Here is a 3,899-nt window from a genome sequence, read left to right as displayed (position 1 = left end):
CCTGACGGCCGGTGAGGTTCATTCCCTCCTGGTGCAATTGCTCGGAATTGTGGTGGCCTTCCTGTGGTCGTTTCTCACGTCCCTGGCGCTCTTTCTCGGAATCAAGTACACGGTTGGCCTGCGGGTGGATCCCGAGACGGAGTTGCGAGGTCTGGATATCACCGAACACGGGTTGCTGGCTTATCCCGAGCAGTTTGTCATCGAGACCGGACCTACAGAGGTGGTTGGCAATCTGGGAAAATGAGGTCGTTGACACCCGATCCTTAAGTGGCATCCTTGACGCGTGAGGAGTTCCTGCAAGCATGAAAAAGATCGAAGCGATTATCCGACATTTCAAGCTGGAAGACGTCAAAGCAGCCTTAACCAAAGAGGGAATTCAGGGGATGACGGTCACGGAAGTCAGGGGCTTTGGACGTCAGAAAGGCCACACCGAGATCTACCGCGGGGCGGAATACAGCGTCGATCTGGTCCCCAAAGTCAAGATCGAAGTGGTGGTCCCCGACGCTGATCTGGACAGGGTGATCGATACCATCATTCAATCGGCTTACACGGGCCAGGTCGGCGACGGCAAGATTTTCGTGAGCGACATCACGCAGGCGGTTCGAATCCGTACCCGGGAAACGGGTGACCAGGCACTCAAATGAGTTGCCCGCGGGAATCTCTGCTTGGTGAGAGCTCCGAGATCCCTGCGCAAGGAACGACCGTTTGTACCCGCGTGAAACCACCCAGGAGAGGTTAGGATCGGTTGTGGCTTCACTCTCGACAGAGGCCGATGAAAAGAACGAAGAATCGTCGCCCTCGGTGGAGCGGCTTTTTCCCGTGATTCATCCACTGATCGCACATGTCCGCGAAGAACTGTGGAACGGCACACTGGCGATCGCAGGCGAATGCTTGAATCGAACATCGGGTGTGTCGGTGGGCCGCCGTTTGGCTGCGCTGTGGGAGAGTGTGGTCACGAAGCTGTGGGCCCACGAACTTGAGGCGGCCGGCGTTGACGAAAAATCCACGGGGAGCTATGCGCTTTTGGCTTTGGGGGGATTCGGCCGGAGTATTGTAGCACCCTATTCGGATATCGACCTTCTCCTCTTCACACCGGGGCGTGCCTCGGCCGTTCTCCGCGCTGTTTCTGCTGGGTTCTACCGAGATGTGTTTGACATTGGTTGGCAGGTCGGGTTTTCTGCCCACACACCCAGAACCGTTGCGCGCCACATGTTGCAAGATCCGCAGTTTCTTACGGCCGTGCTCCAGGCCCGATTGCTCTGCGGAGATCTCGATGTTTTCAGGAGCTTTCACCAGTTGCTGGAACGAACCGTGCGGCGATACGGGGAGCGGCTTCTCGGAGATGTCATTCAGGCGCGAGATGCTGAACGCGAACGATACGGCGAGACGGTGTACATCCTTCAACCCAATGTGAAGCGTTCGCCCGGCGGCATCCGGGATGTCCAACTGGTCCACTGGATTCAGCGATTCGGGGAACTCGGAGTAGAGCTTTCCGAATGGTCCGCGTTGGAGCCCGAAGATGCAGCCGCCCTCATCGAGGCGGAAGACTTCCTCTGGGCCGTTCGCCATTGGCTCCACTGGCGTGCGGGGAGAGCTCATGACGTGCTCACGCGAAGTGATCAGTGGCAACTCGCGACGACGTGGGGCTATTCCGGCGAACACAACCTTCTCCCCGCGGAAGTTTTCATGCGGGACTATTTCCGCAAGACGGAGCACGTATTCGTCGTGGCCCAGCGTTTTTCCGAATGTGCCAGGTCGCCCCATCGAAAACGAAACTTCCTGGTAACGTGGCCCCAAAACGGCTTTCTTGTTGAGCGTGGCGGGTGTTTGGCGATCACTCCGGCAGGACAGGCCGCACTTGCCCAGGGATGGGGTGTGCTCTTGGAATTTCTGGAAACCAGCCAGCGGCTGAATCGGCCGTTGCACTGGACAGTCTGGGATAGCATCCGTCGCCATGTGTCTGATCTGAGCGGCCCGATACCGCCAGATATCTTTCGACGCTTCGCAGGACTTTTTGAGTCCCCGCACCAGCTCGCTCATCTCCTGCGAGGGCTCCACAAAGTGCGATTGCTCGAACGGTTTATCCCGGCGTTTGAACACGCGCGGGGCCTGCTCCAGTTCAATCAATATCATCATTACACGGTGGATGAACACAGCCTTCGGGCGGTGGAAGCGGTAACCGCTCTGGCCGACGCCTCTGGATTACTGGCTGATACTTATCGGCGCATTGCCCAGAAGAAAATCCTCCATCTCGCGCTGCTTTTGCATGATTTGGGAAAAGGATTAGGACCGGATCATTGCGAAGTTGGCCGCGAGATTGCACGGGATGTCGGCATGCGTCTGGGGCTTTCTGAGGAGGAGCGGGAGGTCCTGGAATACCTGGTGGGAGCGCACCTGCGAATGAATCATCTCGCGCTTCGCCGGGATATCAGTGATGAACAGCTTGTTATCCAATTTGCCACGGAAGTGGGATCGCCGGAAGTCCTGCAAATGCTGTACGTACTGACGGCAGCGGATCTTATGGCCGTGTCTCCGGACAATTGGACGGCTTGGAAGGCAGATCTCCTGGCGGAGTTGTTTCAGAGAACTGCCCGGTACATCTCCGACTCGGGTGACCTCATTCTTCGGGAAAACGATCTGGAAGACCGTCGTCGGGCCGTTGCCCGGGCATTGGGTGAGGACGCTCATACGCCGTTTTTCAGCCGACAACTGTCGGAATTGCCCGGAGGCCTTCTTCTCGCTGAAGACGTGGCGAGCATCGTTGCCGATCTGCGGTGGTTGGCTTCGCTGGGCGATGCGCCGGTGGATATTCGGGTTCAGTATCGTCCCGACAGTGACACCCTGTTATGGAATATCGCCACTCGGGAAAACGTGGCACGCGGTATTTTTCACAGGTTGACGGGGGCGTTATCGAGCCAGGGATTGGAAATCCTGGCCGCCCAGATTTATACGCTGGCTGATGGTTGGATTCTGGACAAATACGTCGTGCGTGATCCGGATTTCCCGGGCGAGCCACCGGCGGAACGTATCAATCAAATTAACGAGGTTATCCGCCGCTCTCTCACGCAACCCGAATTTCAGCCGGCGTTCGTTCGTCGCTGGGAAGTGGGGCGTCAGGCCCTGGCCGGTGTGCCTCCGGCGCGCGTTCGCGTCGAGTTCGACAATCATTCCCATTCTGAATTCACGATCATCGAAATTTTCGCCAACGACCGCCCCGGATTACTCTACGAAGTGTCGAGGTTTCTCTATCAGGAAAAGTGCTTCATCTGGCGAGCGAAAATCGGGACGTTTCTGGATCAGGTCGTGGACGTGTTCTACGTGACTGATGAGGAGGGCCAAAAGATCCTTTCCGGTGAAAGGCTCGCTCACATGCGGAATGGCCTGCTGAAGGTGATCCAGTGAACACCGGGGTGATCAACCCGAAGTAACCGGTGTTTCGGGCGGCTTGGATGCTTCCGGGCTGTTGCAGGGCGTCCAGCGGGAAAGGAATCGACACCCTACAAGAATCTTGGGGACGGGCTGCCCCATATCCGGGAGATTTTCCTCTTCAAAGATATCTTCTGCCTCCTCGAGCACAATATCTCCGTTGGGGTAGAGGAGAACGGGGGCGTGATGGGCGACCTCGGCCAGCACGTAAATCCTGTTTTGGGGGCAATTCAGCTCCACCACCAGTTTACGGAACGGGGGAGGCTCATCGAGGAAGAATGCAATTCCTCCCTTGTTGAGATCGAAGCAGCGCACGGTGAGAAAGTCACTTTCGCTCGGTGGCCTGTCCCCCCACGGAGCGATCCGCTGTTCGGTATCGAATTCCATTCGCGGCCGAATTCGCCGTTCCTGAAGGGAACACGCATCGGAGCGCATTAATATGCGGTGCACCAGTTCGTAGAAACCCGCATCGC

At 57.3% G+C, this 3,899-nt stretch carries 3 protein-coding genes and 1 pseudogene; 3 read left to right on the top strand and 1 reads right to left on the bottom strand.

Going from position 1 to position 3,899, the window contains the following annotated elements; all coding sequences use genetic code 11:
- From H5U08_RS12325 to glnD, 3 genes and pseudogenes are all read left to right on the top strand, one after another.
- Nucleotides 1–244: pseudogene (locus H5U08_RS12325) on the top strand (hypothetical protein); the annotation flags it as partial.
- Nucleotides 245–302: 58 nt separating this feature from the next.
- Entirely contained in the window at nt 303–644 is a 342-nt protein-coding gene (locus H5U08_RS12320; protein WP_297033456.1) for a P-II family nitrogen regulator, read from the top strand.
- A 103-nt stretch (nt 645–747) separates the two neighbouring features.
- A complete protein-coding gene (gene glnD / locus H5U08_RS12315) occupies nt 748–3,402 on the top strand; it encodes a [protein-PII] uridylyltransferase (protein ID WP_297033454.1) in 2,655 nt (884 codons plus the stop codon).
- A 12-nt stretch (nt 3,403–3,414) separates the two neighbouring features.
- On the opposite strand, the gene H5U08_RS12310 is transcribed toward glnD, so the two are convergent.
- The coding region (locus tag H5U08_RS12310; RefSeq protein ID WP_297033452.1) for a hypothetical protein at nt 3,415–3,899 on the bottom strand (485 nt) is incomplete at its 5' end.

The sequence above is a fragment of the Thermogutta sp. genome, assembly GCF_014359955.1.
Classification (GTDB): domain Bacteria; phylum Planctomycetota; class Planctomycetia; order Pirellulales; family Thermoguttaceae; genus Thermogutta.
Note: the sequence above shows the minus strand (reverse complement) of the source record. Positions and strands in the feature narration are given on the sequence as shown.

Bases quoted from the DNA above. Each gene is read 5' to 3' on its own strand.
- H5U08_RS12320 (WP_297033456.1), top strand. From the start codon at position 303: ATGAAAAAGATCGAAGCGATTATCCGACATTTCAAGCTGGAAGACGTC.